The sequence below is a fragment of the Nonomuraea sp. NPDC004354 genome, assembly GCF_053602555.1.
The window spans coordinates 1-25,427 of sequence record NZ_JBSGDV010000023.1 but is presented as its reverse complement, the minus strand read 5'-3'; the positions used below and the strand labels follow the sequence as shown (position 1 = coordinate 25,427).

20 protein-coding genes are annotated in these 25,427 nt (G+C 71.5%); 1 reads left to right on the top strand and 19 read right to left on the bottom strand.

The window, feature by feature from the left end; genetic code table 11:
- Positions 1-119: 119 nt before the first annotated feature.
- From ACWENQ_RS39585 to ACWENQ_RS39495, 19 genes are all read right to left on the bottom strand, one after another.
- Positions 120-2,186 (bottom strand): protein kinase domain-containing protein, encoded by a 2,067-nt coding sequence (locus tag ACWENQ_RS39585; RefSeq protein WP_452418846.1) that lies wholly within the window; start codon positions 2,184-2,186, stop codon positions 120-122.
- Between the two features lie 78 nt (positions 2,187-2,264).
- Positions 2,265-2,441 (bottom strand): hypothetical protein, encoded by a 177-nt coding sequence (locus tag ACWENQ_RS39580; protein ID WP_354916391.1) that lies wholly within the window; start codon positions 2,439-2,441, stop codon positions 2,265-2,267.
- A 51-nt stretch (positions 2,442-2,492) separates the two neighbouring features.
- Positions 2,493-3,773, bottom strand: coding sequence for a glutamate-5-semialdehyde dehydrogenase (locus tag ACWENQ_RS39575; protein WP_449931244.1), 1,281 nt, complete (start codon positions 3,771-3,773; stop codon positions 2,493-2,495).
- An 18-nt stretch (positions 3,774-3,791) separates the two neighbouring features.
- Positions 3,792-4,910: a glutamate 5-kinase gene (gene proB / locus ACWENQ_RS39570; protein WP_449931246.1), complete on the bottom strand. Its 1,119-nt coding sequence runs from the start codon at positions 4,908-4,910 to the stop codon at positions 3,792-3,794.
- An 86-nt stretch (positions 4,911-4,996) separates the two neighbouring features.
- A complete protein-coding gene (gene obgE / locus ACWENQ_RS39565) occupies positions 4,997-6,349 on the bottom strand; it encodes a GTPase ObgE (protein ID WP_452418844.1) in 1,353 nt (450 codons plus the stop codon).
- A gap of 244 nt (positions 6,350-6,593) precedes the next feature.
- Complete coding sequence (gene rpmA, locus ACWENQ_RS39560) at positions 6,594-6,851, bottom strand: 50S ribosomal protein L27 (protein WP_012893687.1); 258 nt, start codon at positions 6,849-6,851, stop codon at positions 6,594-6,596.
- A 15-nt stretch (positions 6,852-6,866) separates the two neighbouring features.
- Positions 6,867-7,169 (bottom strand): 50S ribosomal protein L21, encoded by a 303-nt coding sequence (gene rplU, locus ACWENQ_RS39555; protein ID WP_184973140.1) that lies wholly within the window; start codon positions 7,167-7,169, stop codon positions 6,867-6,869.
- Between the two features lie 274 nt (positions 7,170-7,443).
- A complete protein-coding gene (locus ACWENQ_RS39550) occupies positions 7,444-10,320 on the bottom strand; it encodes an Rne/Rng family ribonuclease (protein ID WP_452418842.1) in 2,877 nt (958 codons plus the stop codon).
- A gap of 221 nt (positions 10,321-10,541) precedes the next feature.
- Positions 10,542-11,285, bottom strand: a complete 744-nt coding sequence (locus ACWENQ_RS39545) for a TIGR03936 family radical SAM-associated protein (protein ID WP_449931252.1) — start codon at positions 11,283-11,285, stop codon at positions 10,542-10,544.
- Positions 11,286-11,393: 108 nt separating this feature from the next.
- The gene (locus ACWENQ_RS39540) at positions 11,394-13,304 is read right to left on the bottom strand and encodes a TIGR03960 family B12-binding radical SAM protein (protein ID WP_452418841.1); all 1,911 of its coding nucleotides are present in this window, start codon (positions 13,302-13,304) and stop codon (positions 11,394-11,396) included.
- A 45-nt stretch (positions 13,305-13,349) separates the two neighbouring features.
- The gene (gene rodA / locus ACWENQ_RS39535) at positions 13,350-14,513 is read right to left on the bottom strand and encodes a rod shape-determining protein RodA (RefSeq protein WP_449931256.1); all 1,164 of its coding nucleotides are present in this window, start codon (positions 14,511-14,513) and stop codon (positions 13,350-13,352) included.
- Entirely contained in the window at positions 14,510-16,633 is a 2,124-nt protein-coding gene (mrdA, locus tag ACWENQ_RS39530; RefSeq protein WP_452418839.1) for a penicillin-binding protein 2, read from the bottom strand. Before mrdA ends, rodA begins: the two co-directional genes overlap by 4 nt.
- Positions 16,630-17,094, bottom strand: coding sequence for a rod shape-determining protein MreD (mreD, locus tag ACWENQ_RS39525; RefSeq protein WP_449931260.1), 465 nt, complete (start codon positions 17,092-17,094; stop codon positions 16,630-16,632). The genes mrdA and mreD overlap by 4 nt, the downstream gene beginning before the upstream one ends.
- Positions 17,091-17,969, bottom strand: a complete 879-nt coding sequence (mreC, locus tag ACWENQ_RS39520) for a rod shape-determining protein MreC (RefSeq protein WP_354916361.1) — start codon at positions 17,967-17,969, stop codon at positions 17,091-17,093. Before mreC ends, mreD begins: the two co-directional genes overlap by 4 nt.
- A 1-nt stretch (position 17,970) precedes the next feature.
- Positions 17,971-19,002, bottom strand: coding sequence for a rod shape-determining protein (locus ACWENQ_RS39515; RefSeq protein ID WP_354916358.1), 1,032 nt, complete (start codon positions 19,000-19,002; stop codon positions 17,971-17,973).
- 789 nt (positions 19,003-19,791) lie between these two features.
- Complete coding sequence (ndk, locus tag ACWENQ_RS39510; protein ID WP_354916355.1) at positions 19,792-20,202, bottom strand: nucleoside-diphosphate kinase; 411 nt, start codon at positions 20,200-20,202, stop codon at positions 19,792-19,794.
- Positions 20,203-20,302: 100 nt separating this feature from the next.
- Positions 20,303-22,690, bottom strand: a complete 2,388-nt coding sequence (locus ACWENQ_RS39505) for a hypothetical protein (RefSeq protein ID WP_452418838.1) — start codon at positions 22,688-22,690, stop codon at positions 20,303-20,305.
- A gap of 11 nt (positions 22,691-22,701) precedes the next feature.
- A complete protein-coding gene (locus ACWENQ_RS39500) occupies positions 22,702-23,043 on the bottom strand; it encodes a DUF4233 domain-containing protein (RefSeq protein ID WP_452418836.1) in 342 nt (113 codons plus the stop codon).
- Positions 23,040-24,329, bottom strand: a complete 1,290-nt coding sequence (locus ACWENQ_RS39495; RefSeq protein WP_452418949.1) for a bifunctional folylpolyglutamate synthase/dihydrofolate synthase — start codon at positions 24,327-24,329, stop codon at positions 23,040-23,042. Before ACWENQ_RS39495 ends, ACWENQ_RS39500 begins: the two co-directional genes overlap by 4 nt.
- 131 nt (positions 24,330-24,460) lie before the next feature.
- Between ACWENQ_RS39495 and ACWENQ_RS39490 the strand changes: the two genes are divergently transcribed.
- A complete protein-coding gene (locus tag ACWENQ_RS39490) occupies positions 24,461-25,216 on the top strand; it encodes a dioxygenase family protein (RefSeq protein ID WP_449931266.1) in 756 nt (251 codons plus the stop codon).
- Positions 25,217-25,427: the final 211 nt, after the last annotated feature.

Here is a 25,427-nt window from a genome sequence, read left to right as displayed (position 1 = left end):
TCTGGAAGTGCCGCCTTCCAGACCTTTGTCATGTGCCCGTCAGAGCAGTCATTTCCCCGTCAGAGCGGTCACGTGCCCGTCAGAGCGGTCATGTACCTGTCAGAGCGATCATGTGCCCGTCAGAGCAGGAGGGCGATCGCGCGGACGGCTGCGGCGCACACCGCGACGAAGCCGCCCAGCACCGCCAGCGCGCGCAGGCCCTCCTTGCGCAGCTCGGGCAGGCCGGCACCGGCCCGCTCGACCTCCCTGCCGGTGATCGCCCCGCACAGCACGCCGAACACCACGCCCGCCGCCGTCACCGGCGCCGGCTGCTGCCACCAGTCGGGCCCCAGCTCGCCGCCCGCCACCATCCACAGCACCCCGCCGGCGGCCGCCGCGACGGGCAGCCCCGGCCAGCCCGCCGAGGTGACCAGCGAGAAGACGAGCGCGAACGGGAACAGCAGCACCCGCAGCGACACCCGCACCCGTTTCGAGGTGCGGTTCCTGACCAGCCAGTGGCTGGTCCACACCGTGCGCACCAGCACGACGAACGCCCCGGTGATCGCCACACCGGCGATCGGCCAGATCACGGTCGTCACCACGCAGGGCACCGCCAGCACCGCCAGCAGCAGCAGTGCCGCGTTCCCCGCGGGCAGCGTGGTGGGGGCCGGCTCCGCCTGCGCCGCCGCGGCCCGCCGGACCCGTGCCGCCCTGGCCTGCGCGCGGGCCGCCGCCTTGCCGTCGTCGCTCGCGCGGGCGCGCACCGCCGCCTTGCCGTCGTCGCGCGCCTGGCCCCGTGCCAGGCCCGGCATCCGGCTGCGGACGAGCTTCGGCTCCTCCGCCGCCCGCCCGCGCCCCGCCTTGGGCTCGTCGGCGGCGGCCCTCCCGCGGGCGGCCTTGGCGTCGTCGGTCACGCGCGCCCTGCCCGCCTTGCCCTCCTCGGCGAACCGTGACCGGACGGCCTTGCCGTCCTCGCCGGCCCTCGTCCTGGCCGCCTTGGCCTCGTCCTGGGCCCGTGGCCTGGCCGCCTTGGCGTCGTCCTGGACTCGCGCCCGGACCGGCTTGCCGTCCTCCTGGGCCCGTGACCTGGCCGGCTTGCCGTCCTCCTGAACCCGTGGCCGGACCGGCTTACCGTCCTCCTGGGCCCGTGGCCGGACCGGCTTGGCGTCGTCCTGGGCCCGGGCCCGGACCGGCTTGCCGTCGTCGGGGGCCGGGCGCGGTCTGGCGACCTTGCCGTCCTCGCCGGTCCTGGGCCTGATCCCCTTGGCGTCATCGGCCGCCCGCGGCTTGACGACCTTGGGCTCCTCGGCCTTGCTCCGGGCGGGCTTGACCTCCTCGTCAGCGCGTGCCCGCGCCGTCCTGGCCGCGTCGGCGGCCCTGCCTCTGAGCGCTTTCACGTCCTCGTCGGCGGCGACGGTCGCCCTGGCGAGCCTGGCCAGCCGGTCGGCCAGCAGCGCGGCGGTCGGCCGCTTGCCCGGCTCCCTGTTGAGCGCCGCCCGCACCAGCGGCAGCAGCCCGGCCGGCACCCCCTTGAGGTCGGCCTGCCCGTTGAGCACGGCGTACATCTGCGCCTCGACCGTGCCTCGCCCGAACGTCGGCCGCCCCGTCGCGGCGAAGGCGACCGTCGCCGCCCACGCGTGGACGTCGGCGGGCTCGCCCACGTGCTCGTCGGCGAACAGCTCCGGAGCCGCGTAGCCGGGCGTGCCGAGGAAGGTGCCGGTCATCGTCAGCCTGGTGGCGTCGATCACCTGGGCGATGCCGAAGTCGATCAGCACCGGCCCCTCGGCGCCCATGAGGATGTTGGCGGGCTTGAGGTCGCGGTGGATGACACCCGCGGCGTGCACGATCGCCAGCGCCGCCGCCACGCCCTGCGCCACCTCCACCAGGTCGGCGCCGCGCAGCGGGCCGCTGCGCCGTACCCGGTCGAGCAGGTTGTCGCCCTCGATGTGCTCCATCACCAGGTACGGCCTGGCGCAGTCGAGATCGGCGTCGAGCACCCTGGCGACGTAGGGGCTCTCGACCCTGCGCAACGCGCGTACCTCGCGCTCCAGACGGATACGCGAGGCGGAATCCTCGATCAGGTCGTGCAGCACCTTGAGGGCGACGCGCTCTCCCTTGCGGGTGCTGGCCAGGTACACCTCGCCCATGCCGCCCCGGCCGAGCCGTTCGAGCAAGGTGTATGGCCCGACCTTGCCGAGCTTGCTCACGCTCCCTCCCCGCTCGGCGCGCCCATAAGGGACACAACCTTAGCGGTGTGACGCCTGTTTACGATCGCGGCGCGCCGGTCATCGGTGGGAAGTGTCGGACAGCATGGCGTCGAGCCCCGTCGTGGGCTCCTCGGCGAGCTTCTTACGGCCTTTCCTGCGCCAGTTGATGTGTCCGCGGCTCTCCATCCACAGCAGCAACCGGTCGGCGGCGAACAGCACCACAACCGCGAAAATGATCGCTATCACCAAAGCCATGGGGGCCAGTCAAGCCGCCATCGCCGCCGCGTGCCAACTCGGACACGCGGCTCAGCCGCAACTCGGCGGAATGACCGTACCCTTTGACGTGCGAAGATGCCCTTCGCCGGTGTAGACCCATTTGGTCGAGGTCAGCTCAGGAAGACCCATCGGTCCGCGCGCGTGCAGCTTCTGGGTGGAGATCCCGATCTCCGCGCCGAACCCGAACTCGCCCCCGTCGGTGAACCTCGTGGAGGCGTTGACCGCGACGGCGGCGGAGTCGACCAGCTGGACGAACCTGCGGGCGGCGCGCTGCGAGCGCGTGACGATCGCGTCGGTGTGGCCCGAGCCGTACTTCCTGATGTGGGCGACCGCCGCCTCCAGAGAGTCGACGACGGCGGCGGCGATGTCGAGCGACAGGTACTCGGTGAGGTAGTCGTCCTCGGTCGCCGGGACCACCTCGCCGAAGGCGGCCACGCGCGCGTCGCCGTGGACGGTGACGCCCGCCTCGGCCAGCGCCGCCAGCGCCTTGGGCAGGAAGCGGTCGGCCGCGTCGGCGTGGACGAGGAGGGTCTCGGCCGCGTTGCACACCGACGGACGCTGCGCCTTGGCGTTGACCAGGATCTCCACGGCCAGATCGAGGTCGGCGTCGGCGTCGACGTAGACATGGCAGTTGCCCACGCCGGTCTCGATCACCGGAACCGTCGACTCCTCGACCACGGAGTTGATCAGCGAGGCGCCGCCCCGCGGGATCAGCACGTCGACCAGGCCACGGGCCCTCATCAGTTCCTTGACCGAGTCGCGGGTCAGCCCGGGCACGAGCTGGACGGCTCCGGCGGGCACCTCGGTCGCCTCCAGCGCCGCCTGCATGACCTTCACCAGCGCGGTGTTGGAGGAGTAGGCGCTGGACGAGCCGCGCAGCAGGACCGCGTTGCCGCTCTTGAGGCACAGCGCCGCGCCGTCGACGGTGACGTTGGGACGGCCCTCGTAGATGATGCCGATCACGCCCAGCGGCACCCTGAGCTGGCGCAGCTCCAGGCCGTTGGGCAGGGTGCCGCCCCGCACGACCTCACCCACCGGGTCGGGCAGCTCGGCGATGTCGCGGACGGCCTGCGCGATGGCCTCGACCCTGGCCTCGTCGAGCCGGAGCCGGTCGATCATCGCCTCGGAGGTGCCGGCCTCCCTGGCCTTGGCCACGTCGGCGGCGTTGGCCTCGATGATCTCCGCATGGTGCTCGACCAGGGCGTCGGCGATGGCGCGCAGGGCCCTGTCCTTGGCCGCCCGCGGCAGCGGGGCCAGCTCGGCGGCGGCCTCTCGCGCCGCGTGGGCAACCTTCAGGAACTCCTCGGACATCGCGCCCTACCTCTCGAGCTAGCTGTGAGCTTCCAGTATGACGATGTCGTCTCGGTGGATGAGCTCGCGTTCATATTCCGGACCGAGCCGGCTGGCCAGCTCCTTCGTCGAGCGCCCGAGCAGCCCGGGGATCTCCCCGGCGTCGAAGTTGACCAGCCCGCGCGCCACCACCCGGCCGCGCGGACCGCACAGGTCGACGGGGTCGCCCGCGGCGAAGTCGCCCTCCACCGACACGACGCCCGCGGGCAGCAGCGACTTGCGCCGGGTGACGACCGCCTCGACCGCGCCTTCGTCGAGCGTCAGCCGCCCGCGTCCGGTGGTCGCGTGGGCCAGCCACAGCAGCCGGGTGCCGGGGTGGCGCCCGCCGGGGTGGAAGAAGGTGCCGACATCGGCTCCGGCCAGCGCCTGCGCGGCGTGCGCCGCGGCGGTGAGCACCACGGGCACGCCCGCGCCGGTCGCGATGCGCGCGGCCTGCACCTTGGTCACCATGCCGCCGGTGCCGACGGCCGCGCCGTTCTTGCCCAGTTCGACGCCGACCAGGTCCTCAGGGCCGCGCACCTCGGCCAGCCGGGTGGAACCGGGCCGCGAGGGCGGCCCGTCGTAGAGCGCGTCGACGTCCGACAGCAGCACCAGCGCGTCGGCGCGGATGAGGTGCGCCACCAGCGCCGCCAGCCGGTCGTTGTCGCCGAAGCGGATCTCGTCGGTGGCCACCGTGTCGTTCTCGTTGACGACCGGCATGATGCCGAGCTCCAGCAGCCGGTTGAGCGTGCGCTGGGCGTTGGCGTGGTGCGAGCGGCGCATCATGTCGTCGGCCGTCAGCAGCACCTGGCCGACGCGCAGGCCGTACCGGGCGAAGGAGGAGGTGTAGCGGGCGACCAGCACGCCCTGGCCGACGGAGGCGGCGGCCTGCTGGGTGGCCAGGTCGCGCGGTCGCGCGGACAGCCCCAGCGGGCCGAGGCCCGCCGCGATCGCGCCGGAGGAGACCAGCACGATCTGCGTGCCGGCACGGCGGCGCGCCGACAGCACGTCGACCAGCGCGTCGACCCGGTCGACGTCGATCACGCCCTGAGGGGTGGTGAGCGAGGAGGATCCGACCTTGACGACGACCCTCGACGCTGAGCTGATCTGTTCCCGCACGTCCCGCACCCTATCCGAGGCCCGCTGCCGCGCCCGGGACTCCCCCGGGCCGTGCGGACACCTTACCGATCTACGCGATCATCTCGTCAGCCGAGCCTGTTGTCGGTGCCCCGGGGCCCCACGTGGACGGACTCGGCGTTGAGCGTCGGCTGCCAGTCGAAGATGTAGCCGTCCTCCATGGACCCGATGACGACCTCGGCGCCCGCGACCGCCCCGGCCTTGACCAGCTGCTCCTCGACGCCCAGCCGTTCCAGGCGGTCGGCCAGGTAGCCCACGGCCTCGTCGTTGGTGAAGTCGGTCTGCCGGATCCACCGCTCCGGCTTCTCGCCGGTGACCTGGAAGAGGTTGTCGTTGACCTTGCGGACGGCGAAGCCCGCCACGCCGAGCTGCCTGGGCCGCAGCACCAGCCGCGTCGGCTCCTCGACCGGCTTGTTGGCGCGGGCCGCGGCCACCCACTCGCCCATCGCGAAGGTGAACTCGCGCAGCCCCTCGTGCGTGGCCGCCGAGACCGTGAACACCTTCAGGCCGCGCGCCTCCAGGTCGGCGCGCACGATGTCGGCCAGCTCACGGGCGTCGGGCACGTCCGCCTTGTTCAGCACGACCATCCTGGGCCGGTCCTCGAGCTGGCCGTAGGCGTGCAGCTCGGCCTCGATCACCTCGTAGTCGGTGATCGGGTCGCGACCCGGCTCCATGGTGGCGCAGTCGATCACGTGCACGAGCATGTCGCACCGCTCGACGTGGCGCAGGAACTCGTGGCCGAGCCCCTTGCCCTGCGAAGCGCCGGGGATGAGCCCCGGCACGTCGGCCACCGTGAACACGGTGTCCCCCGCCGTGACCACGCCGAGGTTGGGGATCAGGGTCGTGAACGGGTAGTCGGCGATCTTCGGCCGGGCCGCGCTCAGCGCCGCGATCAGCGACGACTTGCCGGCGCTGGGAAAGCCCACCAGCGCCACGTCGGCGACGCTCTTGAGCTCCAGCACCACGTCGAGCGCGTCACCTGGCTCGCCGAGCAGCGCGAACCCCGGCGCCTTGCGCCTGGCCGTCGCCAGGGCGGCGTTCCCGAGGCCGCCGTGCCCGCCCTGGGCGATCACGTAGCGGGTGCCGACGCCCACCAGGTCCACCAGCACCTCGCCGGTCCTGGCGTCCTTGACCACGGTCCCGTTGGGCACCGGCAGGACGACGTCGCCGCCGTTGGCGCCCTCCCTGTTGCTGCCCTGCCCCTGCTTGCCGTTGTCGGCCTTGCGGTGCGGGCGGCGGTGGTAGTCGAGCAGCGTGGCGGTGTTGGGGTCGACCTCGAGAACGACGTCGCCGCCCCGCCCGCCGTTGCCGCCGTCGGGCCCGCCGAGCGGCTTGAACTTCTCCCGGTGGATGGAGGCGCAGCCGTTCCCGCCGTCGCCGGCCTTGATGTGCAGGACCACCTGGTCCACGAAGTCCGCCACTACCCGTCTCTCCATCCTCTACGTTTCATCTGGTACGGCAAGCCGGCCCAAGCCCACCCTCGGCGCGGGGCCGGCGTCCCTCCAGGGAGACGCTCCTCCAGCGCGCGGGGCCGGCCGTCGCGACGCGGCCCGCCCGGCCCGGCCCGCTCGCCTGCCGTACCGGAGACCCTCAGGGCTCCGAGAACGCGAACAAGGGGTGGACCATGACGATCCACCCCTTGCTACAACGTTCGTCGGCGGCGGATTACTCCGCGACCGGGACGATGCTCACGGCGCGACGGCCGCGCTTGACGCCGAACTGCACGTGGCCGGCGGCCAGCGCGAACAGCGTGTCGTCGCCACCACGGCCGACGTTGTCGCCGGGGTGGAAGTGGGTGCCGCGCTGGCGGACGATGATCTCGCCCGCGTTGACCAGCTGGCCACCGAAGCGCTTGACGCCCAGGCGCTGGGCGTTGGAGTCACGGCCGTTCCGGGTGGACGACGCGCCCTTCTTGTGTGCCATCTCTCAAACTCCCGATCAGGCCTGGTTGATACCGGTGATCTTCACCTGGGTGTACCGCTGGCGGTGACCCTGGCGCTTCTTGTAACCGGTCTTGTTCTTGTACTTGAGGATGCGGATCTTGGGGCCCTTGGTCTCGCCGAGGATCTCGGCGCTGACCGTGAACTTGCCCGCCTCCGTGGTCACGTCGCCATCGTTGACGACGAGCACCGTCGGCAGCGAAACCGAAGAACCGACCTCGCCGGCGACCTTGTCCACCTCGAGGACGTCACCGACGGAGACCTTCTGCTGCCTGCCGCCGCAACGAACGATCGCGTACACCGCGGAACCCTTCTGCTGACTCTCTGAATGCTGCGCCCGGCATTCGATCACTGTCTGGAACCGACGAACCGAGTGGGCGCGCGAACAGGGCGCGTCACTGGACGCACCGATTGACTAGGTTACCGGATTACCGGCCCCCGGTCGAACCGGCTGGGTCGTCGGACAAACCGGCCATGCCCGCTGGCGTTCCGCCCGCCGAATGGGACGCTCACGCCGTGGTGGGAGGCCGGCTCGGTTGGCGCCCCGCCGAAGCGGGGCGCCGCCGTAGCCGGCGCTACTCGGCCGACTTGGCTCGGCGGGAGCGTCGCCGCCCCCTGCCGGAAGTCTGGTTCGCCTGGTCGTCCTCCGTGGCGGGGACGTCATCAAGCGCACCGGTCACGGTATCACGGTTGGCGGAGTCATTGGCCGCCGAGACCTTCTCCGCCACCGCCTTTTCGATGGCCATCTTGCCCTGGGTGCCCCGCGGCTCCGGCTTGCCCTCGACCGGCTCGGTCGAGACGATCAGGCCACGCCCGTTGCAGCAGTCGCACGGCGTCGAGAAGGCCTCCAGCAGGCCCTGACCGACCCGCTTACGGGTCATCTGGACCAGACCGAGGGAGGTGACCTCGGCGACCTGGTGCTTGGTCCTGTCGCGGGCCAGGCACTCCAGCAGCCGCCGCAGCACCAGGTCGCGGTTGGACTCCAGGACCATGTCGATGAAGTCGATGACGATGATGCCGCCGATGTCACGCAGCCTGAGCTGGCGGACGATCTCCTCGGCCGCCTCCAGGTTGTTGCGGGTGACGGTCTCCTCGAGATTGCCGCCCTGCCCGGTGAACTTGCCGGTGTTGACGTCGACGACGGTCATCGCCTCGGTGCGGTCGATCACCAGCGAGCCGCCCGACGGCAGCCACACCTTGCGCTCCAGCGCCTTGGCCAGCTGCTCGTCGATCCGGTAGGACTCGAAGACGTCGCCTTCCTCGTCCCAGCGCGTGAGCCGGTCGGCCAGGTGCGGCGCGACGTACTTCACGTACTCGTCGACGGTCTCCCACGCCTCCTCGCCCTGCACGACCAGCGAGGAGAAGTCCTCGTTGAAGACGTCGCGGACCACGCGGATGGTCAGGTCGGGCTCGGACGACAGCAGCTCCGGCGGGCTGGCGGACTTGGCCTTCTTCTGGATGGCCTCCCACTGCGCCGACAGCCTGGCCACGTCGCGCCCGAGCTCCTCCTCGGAGGCGCCCTCGGCGGCCGTGCGCACGATGACGCCGGCGTTCTCGGGCATGACCTTCTTCAGGATGCTCTTCAGCCGCGTGCGCTCCTTGTCGGGCAGCTTGCGGCTGATGCCGGTCATCGACCCGTCGGGCACGTAGACGAGGTAGCGGCCGGGCAGCGAGATCTGGCTGGTGAGCCGGGCGCCCTTGTGGCCGAGCGGGTCCTTGGTGACCTGCACCAGCACCGACTGGCCCGACTTGAGGGCGGCCTCGATGCGCTTGGGCTGGCCCTCCAGGCCGGCGGTGTCGAAGTTGACCTCACCGGCGTACAGGACGGCGTTGCGGCCCTTGCCGATGTCGACGAACGCCGCCTCCATCGACGGCAGCACGTTCTGCACCTTACCGAGGTAGACGTTGCCCACGTAGGACTGGCTGGCCTCGCGGTTGACGTAGTGCTCGACGAGGATGCCGTCCTCGAGCACCGCGATCTGGGTGCGGTCGCCCTGCCGGCGCACCACCATCATCCTGTCGACGGACTCGCGCCGCGCCAGGAACTCCGACTCGGTGATGATCGGCGGCCTGCGGCGGCCCAGCTCGCGCCCCTCACGGCGGCGCTGCTTCTTGGCCTCCAGCCGGGTGGAGCCGCGCACGCTCTGCACGCCGTCGGCGGAGGTGTCGAGCGAGCTCGACCGGCCGGTGCGCGGGGCGCGGATGCGCACCACGGTGTTGGGCGGGTCGTCGCTGGCGGGCTCGGCGACCTCGTCGCCGCCCCTGCGCCGCCTGCGCCTGCGGCGGCGCGACGTCGACTGCTCCTCCTCGTCGGCCGACGACTCCTCCGCCTCCTCGCCGCCGTCGGCGGCCTCCTCGTCCTCGTCGGACTCGTCGGCGTCGGCACTGTCCTCGTCGCGCTCGCGCGACTTGCCGCGGCCCCTGCCGCCCCTGCGCCGGCGCCTGCGCCTGCCGCCGGCGTCCTCCTGATCGTCGCCGTCGGTCTCGTCCTCGACCTCGTCGAGCTCCTCGGCCTGCTCCTCGCCGAACAGCTCCTCGGCCTCGTCGGCCGTCGGCTTCACCGGCTGCGGCGGCTCGACCCTGGCGGGCTGGGCCTGGCTCGGGTCGGGCGCCTGGAAGAGCGGCGTGAAGATCGCGGCCGGACGCTGGAAGGTCGTGTCGGGCTCCTGGACCGCCCTGGCCGACAGGCCGAACGGGTCGGCGAACAGCGCGGGCCTGGCGGCCGGCTCCTCGTCGAGGTCCTCGCCCGCGGGCTCGTCGTCGAGCGGCTCGCTCTCCGGCAGCGTCTCGATCAGCTCGGCGGCCACCGCGGCCTCGACGGGCGAGGCCGTCTCGACGGACGGCTCAACCTCGGCGGTCGGCTCGGGCTCCGGCTCGGCCTTCTTGCGGGTGCGGCGCCGCTTCGGGGCCTCTTCCGCCACCTGCTCGGCGGCGGTGTCAGCGCCGTCGGGCTCCGCGGCGGCCTGCTCGGCCGCCGGCGCCTCCTCGGCTGCCTTCCTCGTCGTACGGCGGCGCGTGGTCGTGGCGGTCGACCGGGACCGGGTGGCCCGCTTCGGCGCGGGCGCCTCCTCCGCGCCGGTCTGCTCCGCCGCGGCCTGCTCGGCGGCCTGCCCCACGGCGGCCCGCGCGGCCTGAACCGCGCCCTCGAGCACGCCGGCCGGCCCCTCGGCACCGGCGACCTCGGAGGAAGCCGGACCCTCGAGGGCCTCGTCAGCGGCGGCCGTGCCGTTGGCCTGCGCCGCGCTCGCCGGCGCGGAGGCCGGAAAACCGGTTGACGCCGCACCCGACGGACCGGAAGCCTGCGTGGTGACGACTACCGTCGGAACGTCGTCGATCTCCGGCGGCGGCCCCGCGGGCCTGCTCGCCGAGCGCCGGCGCTTCGGCGCGGCAGTCTGTTCTGTTGTTTCCCCGTCAGGGCCATGGGCCCCGGTGCCGGGCTCGTTGTCGAGCATGCGGGCGCTCTCCCGTCAGCCCCCGGGCGCGTCGCCGCGCCGCGCAGGAGCCCTCGTGTCTCGTTGTCCGTCCGCGCCTGCGACAGGCGCGGACGCCAAGTCCTGTCAGCGGTCGAGCCCTCCGGGCCCCGCCACCGTGCGGGGCTCGCAAAGCTCTCCCTTGCGGTGTGAGACGCGCAGCCGCCATGTCACGTTCGTGCCAGTGCGGCAGCTCACATCTCTCACCAGCCGTCGACGTGCGTGCCTGCCGGTCCCGCTGCGCCGCCGCGCGTCATGTCGCGGTCAAGGTCGAACGGGTCGGCGGGCTCACCGGTTACGGCGTCGAGCGGCCCCTGCGCCAGCCTGGTCACCTCGGGGGGGACCGGCGGCGCGAAGTCGGCCACCAGGCGCAGGCCCGTGAGCACGTCGTCGGGTCGAACGGCAGGAGTCACGTGCCGAACAACCATGCGCAGTATGACACACGACTGTCCTGGCACCTGAGCTGCAGTTCTTTCTGAAGCCAGTGTCAGCACCGCCTCGCGGGCGTCGAAGCGCCGCATCCCCTTCTTGGTGAGGCGTTCGACCTCGACGGTGCCCGCCGCGAGGAACTTCTCCACCGCCGCGCGCGCCAGCTCACTGTCGGCGCCCGGCAGCCGCAGCTCCCACGTCGAACCCTCCAGGCGGTCGGCGAGCGCTCCAGTGCGCGCCTCGACGACGTCGATCACGTCGAGACCTGGAGGCAGCGAGGCGTCGAGATCCGCGCGGATCCTGCCGGGATCGCACGGCTCGGTCAGGCCGAGCTCGAGGTATTCGGCCTCGCTGGCGACGCCCGTCGGCGCCGCACCCGCGTAGGAGATCTTCGGATGGGGAGAGAATCCCGCGCTGAAGGCCACCGGAATGCCGGCACGGCGGACCGCCCTCTCGACGGCCCGCGAGATGTCGCGGTGACTGGTGAAGCGCAGGCGTCCGCGCTTGGCGTAGCGCACGCGTAGGCGCTGCACCGTGGGCGCGGGCGCGGGCCCCTCGGGAACAGGCTTCAGAACGTCGTCTTCCTTCCCGTGTCAGAGTTTCTTCGTTTCAGGATAAGGCCGTCTCTATACCACAGTGAGCGGCAGCAGCTTGCGGCCCGTCGGGCCGATCTGGATCTCGGTGCCCATGGTCGGGCAGACACCGCAGTCGTAGCACGGCGTCCACCGGCAGTCCTCGACCTCCGCCTCGTTGACGGCGTCCTGCCAGTCCTGCCAGAGCCACTCCCGGTCGAGGCCGGCGTCGAGGTGGTCCCATGGCAGGACCTCGTTCTCCTCGCGCTCGCGCGTGGTGTACCAGTCGACGTCGACGCCCGCCTTCGCCGCGGCGGTCATCCAGCGGTCGTAGGAGAAGTGCTCGCTCCAGCCGTCGAAGCGGCCGCCGTCCTCCCAGACGGCCCTGATGACCGCGCCGACCCTGCGGTCGCCGCGCGAGAGCAGCCCCTCCACGATCGAGGGCTTGCCGTCGTGGTAACGGTAGCCGATCGCCCTGCCGTACTCCCTGTCGCCACGCAGCGCCTCGCGCAGGGCCTTGAGCCGCCGGTCGACGGTCTCGTGGTCGGCCTGCCCGGCCCACTGGAACGGGGTGTGCGGCTTGGGCACGAACCCGCCGATGGAGACCGTGCAGCGGATGTCGCGCGAGCCGGTGGCCTCGCGGCCCGCCTTGATGACCTTCTTGGCCAGGTCGGCGATGCCGAGCACGTCCTCGTCCTGCTCGGTGGGTAGGCCGCACATGAAGTAGAGCTTCACCTGCCGCCAGCCCTGGCTGTAGGCCGTGCTGACGGTGCGGATCAGGTCTTCCTCGGTGACCATCTTGTTGATCACCTTGCGCATGCGCTCGGAACCGCCTTCGGGCGCGAAGGTCAGGCCCGAGCGGCGGCCGTTGCGCGAGAACTCGTTGGCCAGGTCGATGTTGAAGGCGTCGACCCTGGTCGAGGGCAGCGACAGCGAGGTGTTGGTGCCCTCGTAACGGTCGGCCAGCCCCTTGGCGATGTCGGCGATCTCGGAGTGGTCGGCCGACGACAGCGACAGCAGGCCCACCTCGTTGAAGCCGGACTCGTTGATGCCGTTCTCGACCATGGCGCCGACCGTGGTGATCGACCGCTCGCGGACCGGGCGCGTGATCATGCCGGCCTGGCAGAACCTGCAGCCCCTGGTGCAGCCGCGGAAGATCTCCACGCTGAACCGCTCGTGCACCGTCTCGGCCAGCGGGACGAGCGGCTTCTTCGGATACGGCCACTCGTCGAGGTCCATGACGGTGTGCTTGTGCACCCGCCACGGCACGCTGCTCCGGTTGGGAGCCACGCGCTTGATACGGCCGCCGGGGTGGTACTCGACGTCGTAGAACTTCGGAACGTAGACACCGCCCGACTCGGCCAGCCGCATGAGCAGCTCGTCACGGCCGCCGGGCCGCCCCTCCGCCTTCCACTCGCGCACGACCTCGCTGACGGCGATGGCGATCTGCTCGCCGTCGCCCAGCACGGCCGCGTCGAGGAAGTCGGCGATCGGCTCGGGGTTGAAGGCGGCGTGACCGCCCGCCAGCACGATCGGGTCGTCGTCGCCGCGGTCGACCGACAGCAGCGGGATGCCGGCCAGGTCGAGCGCGGTCAGCATGTTGGTGTAGCCCAACTCCGTGGCGAAGGACACGCCCAGCACATCGAAGGCGCGCACGGGGCGGTGACCGTCCACGGTGAACTGCGGGACGCCCTGCGCGCGCATGAGCGCCTCGAGGTCCGGCCACACCGAGTAGGTGCGCTCGGCCAGCGTGTCGGGCAGCTCGTTGAGGATCTCGTAGAGGATGGCCACGCCCTGGTTGGGCAGGCCCACCTCGTAGGCGTCGGGATACATCAGGGCCCAGCGCACCGAGGCCTCGTCCCAGTCCTTCACCGTCGAGTTGAGCTCACCCCCGACGTACTGGATCGGCTTCTGCACCTTGGGCAGCAGCGCTTCCAGGCGTGGGAACAATGACTCGACAGACATAGCACCAAGGGTAATGGAGCGACAACACCACTGGGTCGGCCGCCGTCAGTACGCTCTCTCCCTGATCCTGATCGCCTGCAGCATCCCCACCGCGATCAGGTTGGCGAAGGTCGCGGTGCCACCGTAGGAGACGAACGGCAGCGGCAACCCGGTGATCGGCATGATGCCGATGGTCATCCCGATGTTGACGAACGTCTGGAACCCGATCCAGCACACGATCGTGCCCGCCACCAGCGTGCCGAAGCGGTCGTCGCACTGCTTGGCGATGTGCAGGCCGCGCAGCAGCACCACCCCGAGCAGCGCGACGACCGTGACCGAGCCGAGGAAGCCGAACTCCTCGCCGGCGACCGTGAAGATGAAGTCGGTGTGCTGTTCGGGCACGAACCTGCCGTTCGTCTGCCCGCCCATGAACAGGCCCTTGCCGAAGAACTCGCCGGAGCCGATCGCGATCATCGACTGGGTGCTGTTGTAGCCGACGCCCCGGGGATCCACGCTCGGGTCGAGGAAGGCGGTGAAACGCGCCACCTGGTACGGCTCCAGCAGCTCGAAGAGCCACACGCACGCCCCACCGGCCACGCCGCACAATGTCAGCAGAACCAGCCACCGCTTCCTGATGCCCGCGATGACCAGCACCGACGCGGTGATGACGGCCAGCACGAGCGTCGTGCCGAGGTCGGGCTGCAGCATCACCAGGCCCATCGTGCCCACCGCCAGCGCCAGCGAGAACGCCACGTCGAGCCCGCGCGGCCGATCGGTGCCCTCCGCTGGCTGGGCCAGCAGCATGGCCAGCATCAGCAGCAGCCCGACCTTGGCGAACTCCGAGGGCTGGATCGCGAACCCGCCGCCGAGCATGATCCACGAGTGCGAGCCGTTGACCGTCGTGCCCACCGGGGTGGCCACCAGCACCAGCCCGATCACCGTCACCAGGTAGGCCATCGGCGCGTAGGCCCGCAGCAGCCGGTGGTCGACCATCGACACGACCCCGCACATCACCGCCCCGAGCAGCAGGTTGAGCACGTGTTTCTTGACCAGCCCCGTCGCGCCCGGCGCCCACGTGCGGGTCGACGACCAGACCAGCAGGGTGCCGATCACGCCCAGCGCGGCCACCGCGACGAGCATGACCCAGTCGAGTCGCCACAGCGCCGACTGCGCGCCCACGGCGGCCAGCGCGAAGTGCCGGCGCGGCCTCAGCTGCGTGCGGGCCGTCATCGCGCCACCGTGCCGTCACTCTTGATCTTCGGCAGCACCCCGGTCGGCAGCTCGGGCCGCCCTCCCTTGGACCGGTCCTTGTCCTTCGCCGCTTCCTTCGCCGGGTCCGTCACCGCGTCCGTCACCGCGTCCTTCTTCTCGCCGTCCGCCGCCGACGGGAAGCCGTAGATCCCCTCGTAGATCTCCCGTACGGCGGGCGCCGCGGTCGAGCCGCCCATGCCGCCCTGCGACACCATGACCACGACCACGAACCGGGGATTGGCGGTCGGCGCGAAGGAGGCGAACCACGAGGTGTCGGCCTTGCCCCAGACCTCGGCCGTACCGGTCTTGCCGCCGACCCGCACCTTGTCCATCGGGAACCCGGTGAAGGCGCCCGCCGCGGTGCCGTCGGAGGCGACCTGGCTGAGCGCGTTCTTGATGTAGGCGCGCTCCTTGGGGCTCAACGGCAGCTCGCCCCTGACCGGCACCTCGATCTTCTTCACCAGCGTGCCGTCGGGCCGTACCAGCGCCCAGCCGATCCTCGGGCTGCGCAGCTTGCCGTCGCTGACCAGCGCCGCGTAGGCGGTGGCCAGCTGCAGCGGCGTGACGAGCACGTCGCCCTGCCCGATGGAGAAGTTGGCGGCGTCGCCGGGCCTCAGCAGGTAGCCCTCCAGGCAGTTCTCGTAGGCCAGGCGCTTGAGGAAGGCGGCCCTGGCCCTGTCGGCCACCTCGGGGTAGCCGGTGCGGGCGCGGCGGCAGTTGACGGCGCTGGTGGCCGCCCACATCTCCTTCTTCCAGGTCCGGTCGGGAATGCGGCCTGACGACTCGCCCGGCAGGTCGACACCCGTGGGCCGGCCGAACCCGAACGATCGGGCCATCGCCGCGAACCGCTCCTTCGGCGGCTTCTTGGGCCGCAGCCCGCCGTCCTTGAGCCACTGCTCGTAGGCGGACTTGTAGAAGATCGTGTCGCACGAGCGCACCAGCGCGGTGTGCAGGGTCAGCGTGCCGAGCCCGATCCCGCGGAAGTTGTTGAACGCCCTGCTGCCGACCATGTACGAGCCTGGGCAGGAGTACTGGCCGTGCAACGGGTAGCCGGCGCGCAGCATCGCCGACACCGACGACACCTTGAACGTCGAGCCAGGCGCGAACTGGCCGTTGATCGCCCGCGACACCAGCGGCTTGCCCTCCTTGTCCGACAGCAACCGCTGGTACTCCTTCTCGGAGATCCCGCCCGTCCAGATGGCGGGGTCGTATCCGGGCGCGCTGGCCAGCGCGACCACCCTGCCGGAACGCGCGTCGAGCACCACCCCCGCCGCCCCGTCGGCCTGGGGCGCCTTCTTGATCGCCCCGTCGATGGCCTTCTCCACGATGCCCTGGATCCGCGCGTCGATGCTGGTGATGAGGGTGTCGCCGGGAACGGGCGCCACCCGCTGCCGCACCCCGAGCGACTTGCCCATCCTGTCGACCTGGACCTTGCGCAGCCCGCTCTTGCCGCGCAGCGCCTCGTCGTAGACGTACTCCAGGCCGTCGCGGCCGACCACGTCGACGCCCGAGAACTCCGCCTTCAGCCCCTCGCGCTTCTCCAGCTCGTCCTCGGTGGCCGGCTGCAGGTAGCCGAGCATCTGCGCGCCCGCCTTCCCGCCCGGGTACTCCCTGACGGCCTGCACCTCCGCCGTCACACCGGGGAACTCCTCCTGCCGCTCCAGGATCTGCAACGCCTCGCGGGTGGTGGCCTTCTGGTCGATCGGGATCGGGCTGTACGGCGAGCCGGTCCAGCAGGGCCTGGTCACCTTGGGCCCGCACGGCTGGATGCGCTTCTCCAGCAGCCTGGCCGGCGTGCCGAGCACCTCCGACAGCCGTTGGAGCACCTTCGCACCGCCGTCCTTCATCCTGGTCAGCGCCGTCCTGTCCACCGAGATGACCAGCGCCGTCCGGTTGCGGACCAGCGGGTGGCCCCACGCGTCGAGGATCTGCCCGCGGACGGCGGGCACCACGACGTTCCTGTTCCTGGTCTCGTCAGCCGCGCTGACGAACTCCGCGCCGCGCATCATCTGGACCTGCCACAGCCGTACGGACAGCACCGCCAGCAGCGTGACGACGAGCACGTGGAGCACGAACAGCCTGGTGCGCATCCTGGTCATGACGCGTACCTCTCCGACCGGCCGGCGATGATCAGCCGGATGACCAGGGGCGCGAGGAGCAGCGAGTACAGCACGGTGACCGGCACCACCGAGGTGACCGAGGCGGCCGTGACCCGCGGGTCGCCGATCAGCCAGCCCACGGCGGCCGCCAGCAGCGGCGCCGCCAGCACGCACAGCATGACGGTCACCAGCGTGCCGCCCGGCCGGCGGCCCGCCACGTAGCCGACCAGCGCGTAGACGAAGGCGTACTGGCCGAGCACGTGGGCGGTCGGCGGCATCACGTCGATGAGGATCCCCGCGCAGAAACCGATGACCGCGCCCGTCACCGGCCCTCTGGCCAGCGCCAGCCCGATCACGACGAGCAGCACCAGATCAGGCCCGCCACCGGGCGGCAGCGGGAACCTGTTGACGACCGTGACCTGCACCAGCAGCGCCACGACGACCACCAGGATCGCGATCACCGCTCGCCCGCCAGCCTGGGCAGGACCACATCGCGCGGGTCACGCCGGGGCGCGGCCACCACCACCCCCACCGCGTCGAGCCCGCTGAGGTTGGCGAAGGGCCGCGCGTAGGCGATGCGGGTCAGCTCGCCGGGCGTCGCCTCCACCCGCTCGATCACCCCGATCGGCACCCCCGGCACGTACGGCACGCCGCGCTGCGAGCCGAAGCTGACGATCCTGGTGCCCGGCGTGAGGCGGGCGGTCGAGTCGAGCAGCCGGAACTGCACCAGCCTGCCGTACTCGCCGACGCCGTGGATGACGCCGATCTCGTTGTCGCCCTCCAGCCTGGCGCCCACCGACGAGGCGGGATCGCTCAGCAGCATGACGGTCGCGTTGTCCGCCGTGGCCCGCACCACCCGGCCCACCAGGCCGTCGCCGTTGATCACGGTCATCTCGGGCCGCACCCCGTCGCTGGTGCCGGCGTCGATCTCGACGGCGTCCTCGAAACCCGGGTGCCCCCTGCGGGCGACCACGGTGGCGGGGACGACCGTGTAGCCGCCCCGCTGCGCGGTGCCGAGCAGCCTGCGCAGCTCCGCCGAACGGGCCTTGTCGAGAGCGGCCGCCACCAGGCCGGCGCGAAGCTCGGCGTTCTGCGCCTCCAGCTCCTTGATCCGCCGACGGGCTCCCGGAGCGCCGGCCAGCGCGCCCACGAACTCACTGACCGGTGTCACGACCCCGGCCACGAGCCGCTCCGCCCCGCCGAACAGCGACGAGCCGACTCCACGCAGCAGGGCGAACGGCGAGCTGCCGCCCGCGCGGTGGTCGACGGTCAGCACGACCAGCGCCACGGTCAGCAGCAGCCCGAGGATGAGCCGGGCACGGCGCGTGTCCCTCATCTCAGTGACGTGGTTCCGGGACCAGCACCGAGTGAAGCGCCTCGAACTCCTCCACGCACTTGCCCGAACCGAGCGCGACGGAGTCGAGGGGGTTCTCCACCATGTGGACGGGCATGCCGGTCTCGTCCCTCAGCCGCTCGTCCAGGCCCTTGAGCAGGGCGCCGCCGCCGGTGAGCGCGATGCCGCGGTCCATCAGGTCGCCCGACAGCTCGGGCGGGCACTTGTCGAGCGTGGTCTTGACCGCGTCGATGATGGTGTTGACCTGCTCCCTGATCGCCCTCCTGATCTCCTCGGCCGAGACCACGATCGTCTTGGGCAGCCCGCTCACCAGGTCGCGGCCCCTGATCTCGGCGTTGAACTCGTCGTCGGAGGCGCAGGCCGAGCCGATGGCCATCTTGATCTCCTCGGCGGTGCGCTCGCCGAGCATCAGGGAGTACTCCTTCTTCGCGAAGGTGATCACCGCCTGGTCGAGCTCGTCGCCGCCGACCCTGATCGACTGGCTGGTCACCACGCCGCCCATCGAGATGATGGCCACCTCGGTGGTGCCGCCGCCGATGTCGACGACCATGTTGCCGGTCGGCTCGTGGACGGGCAGCCCGGCGCCGATCGCGGCGGCCATGGGCTCCTCGACGATGTAGACCTTGCGCGCGCCCGCCTGGTAGCCGGCCTCCTTGACCGCCCGCTGCTCCACCCCGGTGATGCCGCTGGGCACCGCGATGATGATGCGCGGCTTGGCGAAGTGGCGGCGCTTGTGGACGCGCTGGATGAAGTAGCGCAGCATCCGCTCCGTCACGTCGAAGTCGGCGATCACACCGTCCTTGAGGGGGCGCACGGCCACGATGTTGCCGGGGGTGCGGCCGATCATGCGCTTGGCCTCGATGCCCACGGCGACGATCTTGCCGGTCGTGGTATTGATGGCGACGACGGACGGCTCGTTGAGCACGATGCCGCGGCCACGCACGTAGACCAACGTGTTGGCGGTACCGAGATCGACCGCCATGTCACGGCCGAGAAAGGCGAGCCTGCTGCTCATGGGGAGCCCCGTAACGTCGTCGCGAATAATTACGGATCGCATTTGAATCGTAACGTGACGTACCCGCATGTGAGCGCAATGAGCCCGGGTGGCCCTCAAAAATCTTCTCGCCTCCCCCTCACCACCCGTTTGCCCGCAAACCTGCACCACGTCAGACCCGGTGTTCACGGATCCTCGGGGCAGGCGCGTCGAGATCATCGAGCGCGGCACCCGACGTGCGGATTGACCTGATTTGTCAGGTTTTCCCGGTGGGGTGATTTGCCCCCTTTCGTCACAGACTGGAGGGCAAAGGAAAGGCAAAGCCGGGAGCCACGGAGATCGTCTCGGGGGTCCGTGACGGCGGCCCGCCGGCGGCTCCCGAGAAGCGTCCCCTGGACGGGCGCCGGCCGGTGAACACGGAGGCGCTTGGGGCGGCTTGCCGTACGGGATGGGACCCGATGAAGCCGCCCCTCACCCCACGGAACGGCGCCTCCATGCAGGAGCGGCGCGAGACGCCCCGCCCGGCCCACCCACGGACAGCGCCTCCGCGCACGACCGGCGCGAGACGCCGCCCGAGACGATCGGCGGCCGGCAGAGCGGACGGGAAACGGCACCGCCGCCCCGTGAAGGAGGCGACGTTCTTCAAGAGACCGTCAACACCTTCAAGGAGCCGTCAAACCCGCAGGCCACCGGACGTTCAGCAGCCGTCGATGACCGTTCGAGGCTCATGGAGCGTCGAACACCCAACGGGGCGTCAAACGCCGGACGCCGGCCCCGCGGTGGTGCGGGGCCGGCGTCCGGGACGGAACCTCAGAAGCGGTCCGGGAAGAAGATCTTGATCTCGCGCGCGGCCGACTCGGGCGAGTCGGAGCCGTGGACGACGTTCTCGCCGATCTCCAGCGCGTGGTCGCCACGGATGGTGCCGGGGGCCGACTTGACCGGGTCGGTCAGACCGGCCAGCGAGCGGAAGGCCTCGATCGCGCGGGGGCCCTCGACCACCAGCGCGACCAGCGGCGCGGAGGTGATGAACTCCACCAGCTCGCCGAAGAACGGCCGCTCGGCGTGCTCGGCGTAGTGGGCCTTGGCGGTCTCGGCGTCGAGCTGGCGCAGCTCCATGGCCACGATCTTGAGGCCCTTGCGCTCGATGCGAGCGATCACGTCACCGATGAGGCCGCGCTTCACCCCGTCGGGCTTGATCAGGACAAGAGTGCGCTCGGACACTGGTGGTTCTCCTTTGAACTGGATGTCTTGGTCGCGAAATGCGGCGAACGCGCGAAGCTTACCGCCCTCTCACGAATTCCCCGTGCTCGACGACACTCACCTAGTCGTCGGCGGCGTCTTCCGGGGACTGCGCGGGCGGCGGGACGACCGGCATCGGCCCCGTCCCCTCGCCCGGCCCTTCCGCTGAAGCACCCCTGCCGGCGGGAACCTCGCCCGACGGCCGCCGGTCGCGCGCGTCACCCGCGGACAGCCCGTCGGTCACCCCGCTCCCGGGCGCGCCGCCATCTCCCGCCACCCGGCCACGCGCACCGCCGTCGCCGACCGCTCGACCACCAGCCCCGCCGTCGCCGGCCGCTCGGCCTGCAGGGCCGCCCTCGCCGGTCGTCCGGCCTGCAGCCTCGCCCTCGGCGGTCGATCGGCCAGCCGCACCGCCGGCGCCGGGCGATCTACCTGCAGCGCCGCCGTCGCCGGTCGACGGGGTGGGAGCGCCCCGTGACGTGCCGGGCGCGGGCGGCCCCGGCGACGCCGACGATCCAGGCGAGCCGTCCGTGCGCCGGCCCGCGGTGCTCTCATCGGAGACGGCCCCGGCCCGTGAAGCCATCCTCCGGTCCTGCGCGGCGGTCACCCCGGGAACCTCACCTGTCGGCGTGTCCTCGTCCGCCGCCCTCTCGCCACGCTCCGCCGACAACCACGCCCTGCCGCCGCGTTCGGCGGACGACTCTCGTACCGCCTCCAAGCCGGCCGGCGACTCTCGCACCGCCTCCAAGCCGGCCGGCGCCTCTCGCGTCGTCTCGAAGCCGTCCGACGTGTCCCGGCCCGGCCGGGACCCGCCCGACGCCTCCCAGCCTGTTTCGCGCTCGATCGGCGTCTGCCGGCTCGCCCATGTGGCCGACGTCCCGGCGGGTTCCTCCGGCGCGATGCCGTCGCCCGCCACCGGGAACTCCGCGGCCCGCTCCCGTGCCGTCCTCGCCCCCCGCAGGTCCGGCGAGGACCCCGAGAGGCCGTCGGCGGCGGCAGCCGTACCCACGAGGTCTCCAGGAGCCCCGCAGGGGGTCTCCTCGTCATCTCCGGCGGCAGCGGCGGCACGGGCGGCCGAGCGCCGCCCGAGCAGCGCCGCGAGCACGATGACCGCGACCACCAGGAACCCGCCGATCAACGCCCACAGGTGCAGCGCCTCCACGAACCTGTCCACCAGCTGCTGCGCCGACTGCGGCCTGCCGAGCAGCACCATCTGCACGCCGGTGCCGAGCAGGTATCCGGCCAGCACCCCGGGGAAGCACAGCGACAGCCCGTAGAGCGCCGCCCCCGGCCCCGACATGCGCAGCGCCGCGGTCAGCGCCACGGCCGCGCCCAGGGCCAGCAGCGCGAACGGCACGACCAGCAGGAATCCGTCGCTGGCCGGCACCATGAGCCGCACCGCGCACAGCCCCACCACGATCGTGACCAGGCCCGCCCTCGACAGCCACGGCATCGCCGCCCTGTCGAGCACGCCGACGGCCAGCGCCACGCCCGCGCCCAGGACCGCGCAGATGACGAAGGGCAGCCACAGGCCGCTCAGCCCGGGCCCGCCGACCCCGCCCAGCTCCATGTAGGTGACCTGGGCGGCCGTCGGCAGCACCACGACGCCCACCGCGAACATCGCGTAGGCCAGAGCGCGCCCGGCCGGACCTTCGAACGTGCCGATCGAGGCCAGCGTCAGCAACGCCGCGATCGAGAACAGCGCCGCCAGGATGACCAGCCCCGCCGGCCAGCCGAAGGTGGTGCCGACCGCCAGCACCGCCAGCCCCGCCGCGGGCACGGCCGTCAGCGTCAGCCTGCTGCGTTCGGCCGCGCGCGGCCCTGGGGTGCCCGTGGCGCCCATGACCACGCCGAGAGCGAGGTAGACGGCCGCCAGGCCGAGCGCGATGCCGGTCAGCAGCGGGTACGGCTGCAGCGTGACCCGCCAGTGGCGCGCGGCGTCGAGCGGCCAGAGCGCCAGCGCCTGGGCGGCGAGGAGGCTGACGGCGAGCATGCCCGTCCAGAGCGCCCGCAGCAGCGGCGCCCGCTCCCAGGCGGCCATCAGCAGGGCGGGGACCAGCAAACCCGCGCCGATGCCGTGGACCACCCGCAGCAGCCCCACGAGGAGCGCCGAGCCGGCGAAACCGCCGGCCGCGTCGGCCAGGGCCAGCACCGCCAGCCCCGTGAGCAGGATCGGCGCGGCCTTCATCCGCTGCACCAGCACCGATGCCAGCGGCACGGTCAGCATCATCGCCGGCAGCGCCAGCCCGTGCGCCCTGATCAGCTCGAGCCTGTCGAACTCCGGCGGCAGCAGTGCCGCGACGAGGGAGACGGTGTTGGGGATCGCGAGGATCGCCAGGGGCAGCGCGGCGACGATCAGTAGCCCGAGTGTCACGTCGAGCAGCCAGGAGAACCTGGCGCCTGCGGCGGGTCCCTCGAGGCCGACGGCCTGGGACCGCTCGATGGGGGGATCGATGGGGGGGACGGCCATGTTGGCCGACTTTAGCGGGAAGTCACGCCCTCGACACGGCGAGCGACGAATATCGCTGTGATCCACAGTGCCGCGAAGATCGCCCCGAGGAAGAACATCATGGGCACGAGGAACCCGGTGGCGATCGCCAGCACCTGCACGAGGCTGCCGATGACGTAGCCGACAGGCCGTTTGAGCAGGCCTGCCGCCACCACGCACAGGACGGCCAGGCCGATGCCGACCGTCACCGCCACCGCCACCGGGATCTGCTGGATCTTGATGGCCACGGGCGTGATGAGCGCGACCACGATCGCCTGCATGCCGAGCACGCTCGCGCCGAGGCGGCGCATGCCGGGTGTCACCTCGAAGTTCATGGCTGGTCCACCTTCAGCAGCAGGCGCGCGTCGCCCGCGGTCACGACGGAGCCGGTGATCAGGACACCCGTGCCGCTGAACTCGCCCTCGGCGTCGGCGATGGCGAGCCCCCTGTCGATGGCGTCGTCGAGCCGCCCGACGACGTGCACGCGGTCCTCGCCGAACAGCCCGGCGGCCAGCTCGCCCAGCTCGTCGGCGGGCATCGAGCGCGGCGAGGAGTTACGGGTGACGACGATCTGGTCGAGCACCGGCTCCAGCAGCTCGAGCAGGCCGCTGACGTCCTTGTCCGCCATGACGGCCACCACGCCGATCACCTTGGCGAAGTCGAAGGCCTCGTGCAGCCCGTCGAGCGTGGCCGTCATGCCGCCGGTGTTGTGGGCGGCGTCGAGGACGACCGTGGGGCTTCTGCGCACGACCTCCAGGCGGCCCGGAGAGGCGGCCTGGGCGAAGCCCTGCCGGACGAGTTCGATGTCGAGCGGGTCGTCGCCGCCGGTCATCGCCTCGACGGCGGCCAGCGCGCAGGCGGCGTTGCTCGCCTGATGCGCGCCGTACAGCGGGAGGTAGACGTCCTCGTAGACGCCCTTGAGGCCGCGCAGGGTGAGCAGCTGGCCGCCCATCGCGACCTCGCGGCTCAGCACGCCGAACTCGAGCCCCTCACGCGCGACCACCGCGCCCACCTCGACGGCCTTGTGCATGAGCACCTCGGCCGCCTCCAGCTCCTGCTGGGCGAGGATCGTGGTGGCGCCCGCCTTGATGATGCCCGCCTTCTCGGCGGCGATGGACGGGATGTCGGGGCCCAGCCGGTCGGTGTGGTCGAGCGAGATCGGCGTGATCACGGACACGACGGGGTCCATGACGTTCGTCGCGTCCCACGTGCCGCCCATCCCCGTCTCGATCACCGCCACGTCGACGGGCGTGTCGGCGAATGCCGCGAACGCCATCGCCGTGAGCAGCTCGAAGAACTGGATGCGCCGGCCCCTGGTGTCGTTCAGCTCGACGTAGGGCGCGATCTCCTCGTAGACGGCCGCGAACCGCTCCTCGCTGAGCGGCTCGCCGTCCACGACGATCCGCTCCCGCATGGAGATCAGATGCGGGCTCGTGAAACGTCCGACGCGCAGGTTGCGCTCCCGCAGCAGGGCCTCGGTCAGCCGGGCCGTGCTCGTCTTGCCGTTCGTCCCGGCGATGTGCACGACGGGGAAGGCCCGCTGCGGTGAGCCGAGAAGGTCCAGAAGGGCCACGATTCTGTCGAGCGTCGGCTCGAAGTCCCATTCGACGCCGCGTTCCATGATGGCCCGCTCAACCGCACGATAATCCACCCCACAACCCTATCCGCTCGTACGGCAGGCCCTTCCATAACGTCGGTCGTATGCACGTTTGGAGGGTAGGCCGCCCTACCCGGCGTTGCGATTCTTGGGCCATGGAAGGCGAAGGAATCACCCGCAAAACCGTGTTGAAGGCGGCGCTGCTGGCCGCCCCGCTCCCCTTGGTGGTCAACCAGGCCCATGCCATGGCCGGGTCGCCCCCGGCTCTCACCCCGTCCTGCGACGACGGCGACGACCCGACGCCCCCGCAGACCGAAGGCCCCTACTTCAAGCCGAACTCCCCGCGCCGCTCGGTCTTACCGGGTTCGGGCACCGCCCTGACCGTCAGCGGCTACGTCTTCGGCCTCAGCTGCCAGCCCCTGGCCAACGTACTCATGGACTTCTGGCAGGCCGACGCCCAGGGCGCCTACGACAACGTCGGGTACAACCTGCGCGGTCACCAGTTCACCGACGCCCAGGGGGCGTTCAGGCTGACGACCATCGTCCCCGGCCTCTATCCCGGCAGGACCAGGCACCTGCACGTCAAGCTGCAGGCACCGAACCGTCCCGTCCTTACCACCCAGCTCTACTTCCCTGGCGAGCCGCGCAACAACACCGACACCATCTTCAACCCCGCCCTGCTCATGAACGTGCCGCAGCCGGGCACCGCCACGTTCGACTTCGTCCTGAACGTGCCGGGCACCCCGCCGACGTCACCGCCGCCCGGAAGCGGCACCTGGCGCGCCGGCACCACCTACCCCGCCGGAGCCCAGGTCCAGTACGGCGGGCGTACGTATCGCTGTCTCCAGCCGCACACCGCGCAGGTCGGTTGGGAACCGCCCAACACGCCGGCCCTCTGGCAACCCGTGTGACCCTTTGCCGATAAGGCGTCGATTTACCTGGGAAAGCGCATACCAGAGAAGTCCGACAGGCGTTCCGGAACACCTCACAGCATCGCTGGGCGGTGTTCCGGCACGCCCTCGAAACAGCCCGGAAAAGCAGAAAGGGCCACCCCAACCGGGATGGCCCTTTCTGTAAAGATTGCGCGGCGGCGACCTACTCTCCCACACCCCTTCGAGTGCA

Excerpts from the sequence above, each read along its gene's own strand:
- ACWENQ_RS39580 (WP_354916391.1), bottom strand. The coding sequence starts at position 2,441 with ATGGCTTTGGTGATAGCGATCATTTTCGCGGTTGTGGTGCTGTTCGCC.
- ACWENQ_RS39575 (WP_449931244.1), bottom strand. The coding sequence starts at position 3,773 with ATGTCCGAGGAGTTCCTGAAGGTTGCCCACGCGGCGCGAGAGGCCGCC.
- rpmA (WP_012893687.1), bottom strand. The coding sequence starts at position 6,851 with ATGGCACACAAGAAGGGCGCGTCGTCCACCCGGAACGGCCGTGACTCC.
- ACWENQ_RS39550 (WP_452418842.1), bottom strand. The coding sequence starts at position 10,320 with ATGCTCGACAACGAGCCCGGCACCGGGGCCCATGGCCCTGACGGGGAA.
- ACWENQ_RS39540 (WP_452418841.1), bottom strand. The coding sequence starts at position 13,304 with ATGTCTGTCGAGTCATTGTTCCCACGCCTGGAAGCGCTGCTGCCCAAG.
- rodA (WP_449931256.1), bottom strand. The coding sequence starts at position 14,513 with ATGACGGCCCGCACGCAGCTGAGGCCGCGCCGGCACTTCGCGCTGGCC.
- mrdA (WP_452418839.1), bottom strand. The coding sequence starts at position 16,633 with ATGACCAGGATGCGCACCAGGCTGTTCGTGCTCCACGTGCTCGTCGTC.
- mreC (WP_354916361.1), bottom strand. The coding sequence starts at position 17,969 with ATGAGGGACACGCGCCGTGCCCGGCTCATCCTCGGGCTGCTGCTGACC.
- ACWENQ_RS39515 (WP_354916358.1), bottom strand. The coding sequence starts at position 19,002 with ATGAGCAGCAGGCTCGCCTTTCTCGGCCGTGACATGGCGGTCGATCTC.
- ACWENQ_RS39505 (WP_452418838.1), bottom strand. The coding sequence starts at position 22,690 with ATGGCCGTCCCCCCCATCGATCCCCCCATCGAGCGGTCCCAGGCCGTC.
- ACWENQ_RS39500 (WP_452418836.1), bottom strand. The coding sequence starts at position 23,043 with ATGAACTTCGAGGTGACACCCGGCATGCGCCGCCTCGGCGCGAGCGTG.
- ACWENQ_RS39495 (WP_452418949.1), bottom strand. The coding sequence starts at position 24,329 with ATGGAACGCGGCGTCGAATGGGACTTCGAGCCGACGCTCGACAGAATC.
- ACWENQ_RS39490 (WP_449931266.1), top strand. The coding sequence starts at position 24,461 with ATGGAAGGCGAAGGAATCACCCGCAAAACCGTGTTGAAGGCGGCGCTG.